Consider the following 1095-nt stretch of genomic DNA (forward strand, 5'->3'; position numbering starts at 1 on the left):
TCCCTATCTGCCGTGGTCCCTATCTGCCGTGGGTGTAGGAATATTGACAGGATCTGTCCCTAGTACGAGAGGACCGGGATGGACGTATCTCTGGTGGATCTGTTGTCCTGCCAAGGGCATAGCAGAGTAGCTATATACGGAATGGATAACCGCTGAAGGCATCTAAGCGGGAAACCAACCTGAAAACGAGTGTTCCCTATCAGAGCCGTGGAAGACGACCACGTTGATAGGACGGGTGTGGAAGTGCAGCAATGCATGAAGCTTACCGTTACTAATAGCTCGATCGACTTCTTCGTTCCCATTGATTATGTTCATGTTTATCGAAGATAAACATCAAATGTTCTGTCCTCACGGCCAAAGGCCTGCGGACGGCGCGCGCCACGAGGCGCGACGGACTATCGTCCTGTATGGGTGCCAGGCTCGAACTTCGAGCAAGGCACTGTACGGACAAGTCACAGAAAGACGTGTAAATTAAATAGAACCCTCGGGTTCTCCAGCTTCTCGAAAACAACTTATGTTGTTGCGTTTTGCCGACCTGGTGGTTATTGCGGGGCGGCTGCACCCGTTCCCATTCCGAACACGGCCGTGAAACGCCCCAGCGCCAATGGTACTCCGTCTTAAGACGCGGGAGAGTAGGTCGCTGCCAGGTCTGCAAAACGCAACACATGATAAAACATCTTCTCAAACAAAAACAAACCTCGGCCCAGCCGATACAAAAGGGCCGCGATAAGCGGCCTTTCGTCGTTCCGGGGTGATGCATAAACGGAAACACGGTTTACGCAGTCGGTATCTTGCCAAGGTAAAATACCGGGAAAAGACGACATTTTGCCTCCGGCAAAAGTCGGGTAGAGGCGACAAATCCAAGGGGATTTGCGCCGGTAGAGGCGCAAACTCCAAGAGTTTGCTCTGGCGCGATAAATCCCCTCGGGATTTACGCTGAGTAAGACGACATTTTGCTATGCAAAAGTCGGGTAGAGACGCAAACTCCAAGAGTTTGCTGTGTCGGTATTTGCAATAGCAAATACCTGGTAACGCGGGGTGGAGCAGCCCGGTAGCTCGTCAGGCTCATAACCTGAAGGCCGCAGGTTCAAATCC

At 52.1% G+C, this 1095-nt stretch carries 2 rRNA genes; both read left to right on the forward strand.

The features are described from left to right. A 23S ribosomal RNA gene (locus DSM25558_RS29105) occupies positions 1-296 on the forward strand; the annotation flags it as partial. Positions 297-534: 238 nt separating this feature from the next. Beyond that, positions 535-649: ribosomal RNA gene (gene rrf / locus DSM25558_RS27575) — 5S ribosomal RNA — on the forward strand. Positions 650-1095 lie beyond the last annotated feature (446 nt).

It is taken from the genome of Agrobacterium sp. DSM 25558, from assembly GCF_900100825.1.
GTDB lineage: Bacteria > Pseudomonadota > Alphaproteobacteria > Rhizobiales > Rhizobiaceae > Agrobacterium.